Consider the following 4048-nt stretch of genomic DNA (forward strand, 5'->3'; position numbering starts at 1 on the left):
CCGACCAGGGAACGGATGCCGCCGGATGGGGGCAAACGTCGGTGCGAGCGTGGGCGCGTCGTCGAAGGCCATCGTCAGCGCGTGTGCATCGAGACCCGGGTCAATCCCTCGAACTGGCAGAGATCGAGCACGTGCACGATGTCCTGGTAGCGCGCGGCCTGGTCGCCGTCGATGCGGATCGGCCGCGCCGGATTGCGCGCCGCCTCGCGCTTGAGCAGGTCGTGCAGGGCTTGCGTCAGCGCCTGCTTGCCGTCGATGTAGAGCGCACCCTCGGCGTCGACACCGATGACCAGCGGCGCCGCGCCGGCCGTGGCGCGGTCGAGGCTGACCTGCGACGTGGGCAGCACGATGTGCATGTCCTTCTCCGGCTTCTTGCCGTCCGGGTGCTTGAACGACGTCGCCGCCATGAAGAACATCGCCGCCGAACTGCTGCACGGCGGCCTGGGCATCGTCGCGATCGGCGCGCTGTCCGTGCTGGCGCTGGCCGTGACGCTCGAGCGGCTCGTCAACTTCCGCCTGGAGAAAGTGGCGCCGCCGGACCTGGCGGCCGAGGCGGAAACGCTGTGGCGCGCGGGGCGTTTCGACCAGTTGCGCGAGCGGGTGGCCGGCGGCGGCAGCAGCCTCGCGCGCATCGTCGACTGGATGGTCGAGCACCGGCACCTGCCGGCCGAAAAGCTGGCGGCGCGCGTGGCGGAGATGGCGGGCGTCGAACTGCGCCTGCAGCAGCAAAAGGCGTACGCGCTGAACGTGGTGGCGACGGTCGCGCCGATCGTCGGGCTGCTGGGCACCGTCGTCGGCATGATCGAATCGTTCCACGTCATCGCCTTCAACGGCATGGGCGATCCGACCCTGCTGGCGGGCGGCATCTCGAAGGCCCTCGTCAACACGGCGGCCGGGCTGTCGGTGGCGCTGCCGTCGCTGGCGATGCACCACGTCTTCCGCAACCGCATGGTCGGCATCGGCATCGCGCTGGAGCGCCAGCTGAACCGCGTGCTGGACGGCATGCCGGCGCGCACGCTAGAGGTCGTCCATGCGCATTGACCTCGGCGACGACGAGCAGCCCGAGATCGGCCTGATCGCGCTGATCGACTGCATCTTCTTCCTGCTGATGTTCTTCATGGCGGCGACGTCGTTCAAGCACCCGGACGGCAAGAAGCCGGAGAAGGACATGCACATCGTGCTGCCCACGTCGCAGGTCAGCCTCGACCGCGCCACGGCCGGCGCGGCGCCGCTGGTCATCGGTGTCGACGCCGAGGGTGCGCTCTACATCGACGGCAAGCAGGCGTCGACGCAAGCCCTGCACGACCTGCTCAAGCGCGAGGCGGCGCGCGATCCGGCGCGGCCGATCCGCATCGACGGCGACCAGGCCGCGCGCTACCAGGACATCGTGCACGTGCTCGATCTCTGCCAGTTCGAGGGATTGACCCGGGTCTCGATGCACACGCGCTGACGATGGCCTTCGACGACGCGCCCACGCTCGCACCGACGTTTGCCCCCATCCGGCGGCATCCGTTCCTGGTGGCGGCGCTGGTGCTGCATGCGGTGCCGCTTGTCGCGCTCTATCACCTGGGCAGCCAGCGCATCGAGCTCGCCCAGCGCGAGCGGCAGCAACGGCAGGTCGAATCGGGCGCGCGGCTGACGGCCCGGGCCCGCCTCGAAAAGCGCGTGCACGACATGGAGCGAATCAAGTCCCTGCTCGAGCAAAGCGCGGCCGCGCAACCCGCCGCGGACAAGGACGACGACGTGCAGTTCAGCGCGCAGCCGAAGGCGCCGGAGGAATTGCTGAAACAGGCGAGGGAGCTGGCGCGCAGGATCGACGACATCGAGCGCGACGCCAAGGCCGAACGGCTGGCGAAGCTGCTCGACATCCCGAAGGAAAAGGCACTGAAGCAGATCGCGGAAACGCCCAGGCCGGAAGCGCCGCCCGTCACGCCGCCGCAGGATGCCGCCGCGGCGGCCGCGCAGATCGAACAGCTCGAGGCGAAGGCGCGCGACGCGCTCGAACAGCGCCGCCAGCAACTGGAACAGCAGCAGAACGGCGTGCAGGTCGCGGCCGGCGCGACAGGTGCGACGCAGCGCGGCATCAACAACAGCGCAGGTAAAAGCAGCGGCACCGGCAGCGGCAACGGCACCGGCCAGCCCGGACAGGGCATCGGCAGCGGGGCGCTGGACCGGATCGTCGCATTCGCGAATCCCGACATGCCGGATCGCGCGACGCAGGCCTACACCGGGCGCATGGGCGCGTTCTTCGGCGGTGGCGTCGCGCACGTTCCGACCGTCGACGCGGCGACCATGGTCAAGGGCGCGGGCAGGATGATCGGTCCCGGCGGCACGTATGCGAACCGCGTCTGGATCAACCGCTGGTACCTGATCGGTCCATTCGACGGACGGCACGGCGCAGGGCTGTTTGCCAATTACCGCCATCCGCCCGAGCAGGGCGTCGTGCTGGACGCTGCGTATCGGGGCAAGGGCGGGCGCCTCGTCAAATGGGATTACGTCGACATGGCGCGCTATCCCCTGGAGCCGCCCGTGCACGCGGAAGACGCCGTGTATTACGGCTATACGGAGTTGATGCTCGACGCCGAGCAGGACCTGACGATCTGGGTCGGCGCGGACGACGATGCGCAACTGTGGCTCAACGACAGGCTGGTCTGGAAAGGCGGGAACGTCGACAAGGACTCGTTCTTCGGCCAGGTCTACGAGACGAAGAACACCTTCGTGCGCGACTACAACCTGAACGAAGGCACGCGCGTGGTGCACTTCAGGAAGGGCCGCAACAAGCTGTTCTTCAAGCTGTCGAACGGGCCGACCCGGATTTTCTTTTCGCTGGTCCTCACGAAGTGAACGACATCACCACGGTCCACGCGTCAGGGCTGCCGCAACCGGCCGATGACGCTCGCGACCTTGGTGGTGATGATGTCGACGGCCGGGTCGTTCGCGCCGTGGGGCAGGATGACATCCGCGTGGCGCTTGGTCGGCTCGATGAATTGCTTGTGCATCGGCCGCACCGTTTCCAGGTACTGGCCGACGATGCTCTCCAGCGAGCGGCCGCGTTCGGCGATATCGCGCTGCATGCGGCGGATGAAGCGGACGTCGGGCGCGGTGTCGACGAAGATTTTCAGCGACATCATGTCGCGCAGGTCCGCGTCGTACAAGGCGAACAGGCCTTCGATCACGACGACCGGTGCGGGTTTGACCGGAATGGTGCGGGTTGAGCGGTTGTCGATCGTGAAGTCGTATTCCGGCATCGCGATCGTTTCGCCGTTGCGCAAGGCCTGGACGTGTTGCACCAGCAGCGGCCAGTCGAAGGCGTCGGGATGGTCGTAATTCTGCTTGCGGCGGACTTCGGGCGGAAGGTCGGATTGGTCGCGGTAGTAGTCGTCCTGCATCACGACCGAGACCATGTCGGCGCCGAAGGAGGCCAGCACTTGTTGGGACACCGTCGACTTGCCGCTGCCGCTTCCGCCGGCGACGCCAATGACAAACGGAAGGAAAGAAATCTCGTTCATCCCCGGATGATACCGGAGACCTCCGCGGTCGGCCATGCTTGACGATCCGGCATCACGCGTCCTTCGGTGGCGGCGTCTTGTCCTTGTATTCACACAGGTCGTTGATGATGCAGTTCCAGCACTTGGGCGTGCGCGCCACGCACGTGTAGCGCCCGTGCAGGATCAGCCAGTGGTGCGCGTCGTGCAGGAATTCCTTCGGCACGAATTTCAGCAGCTTCCGTTCGACCTCGTCGACGTTCTTGCCGGGCGCGATCTTCGTGCGGTTCGCGACGCGGAAGATGTGCGTGTCGACGGCCATCGTCGGTTCGCCGAACGCGGTGTTCAGCACGACGTTCGCCGTCTTGCGGCCCACGCCGGGCAGGGCTTCCAGCGCTTCGCGCGACCAGGTGCTGGATCATCCAACTAACTCCTCCGTTTTAACCTTAGGTGCTGGATCATCCAACTAACTCCTCCGTTTTAACCTTAGGTGCTGGATCATCCAACTAACTCCTCCGTTTTAACCTTAGCAATACGTAACTGAACGAAGTGACGACATAACA

General features: G+C 66.4%; 5 protein-coding genes and 1 pseudogene. 3 read left to right on the forward strand and 3 right to left on the reverse strand.

What is annotated here, in order from left to right; translation table 11 throughout:
• Window positions 1-74 precede the first annotated feature (74 nt).
• A complete protein-coding gene (locus ACWNCF_RS03410; protein ID WP_449406016.1) occupies window positions 75-416 on the reverse strand; it encodes an ExbD/TolR family protein in 342 nt (113 codons plus the stop codon).
• Here ACWNCF_RS03410 and ACWNCF_RS03415 point away from each other — a divergent pair.
• The 3 genes from ACWNCF_RS03415 to ACWNCF_RS03425 are packed head-to-tail and all read left to right on the forward strand — an operon-like array spanning window position 406 to window position 2844.
• Window positions 406-1041, forward strand: a complete 636-nt coding sequence (locus tag ACWNCF_RS03415) for a MotA/TolQ/ExbB proton channel family protein (protein WP_449406017.1) — start codon at window positions 406-408, stop codon at window positions 1039-1041. The two genes, ACWNCF_RS03410 and ACWNCF_RS03415, sit on opposite strands and share 11 nt — an antisense overlap.
• Window positions 1031-1450 carry an ExbD/TolR family protein gene (locus ACWNCF_RS03420; protein WP_449406018.1) on the forward strand — a complete coding sequence of 140 codons (420 nt, stop codon included), beginning with the start codon at window positions 1031-1033 and terminating at the stop codon, window positions 1448-1450. Before ACWNCF_RS03415 ends, ACWNCF_RS03420 begins: the two co-directional genes overlap by 11 nt.
• Window positions 1451-1452: 2 nt before the next feature.
• The gene (locus ACWNCF_RS03425) at window positions 1453-2844 is read left to right on the forward strand and encodes a hypothetical protein (RefSeq protein WP_449406019.1); all 1392 of its coding nucleotides are present in this window, start codon (window positions 1453-1455) and stop codon (window positions 2842-2844) included.
• A gap of 23 nt (window positions 2845-2867) precedes the next feature.
• Here the strand turns inward: ACWNCF_RS03425 and udk are convergent, their stop codons facing one another.
• Both udk and ACWNCF_RS03435 read right to left on the reverse strand, forming a co-directional pair.
• Window positions 2868-3545, reverse strand: coding sequence for a uridine kinase (gene udk, locus ACWNCF_RS03430; protein ID WP_449406020.1), 678 nt, complete (start codon window positions 3543-3545; stop codon window positions 2868-2870).
• A 16-nt stretch (window positions 3546-3561) separates the two neighbouring features.
• Window positions 3562-3891: pseudogene (locus ACWNCF_RS03435) on the reverse strand (endonuclease III domain-containing protein); the annotation flags it as partial.
• Between the last annotated feature and the right edge of the window lie 157 nt (window positions 3892-4048).

This window comes from Massilia phosphatilytica, from assembly GCF_977014125.1.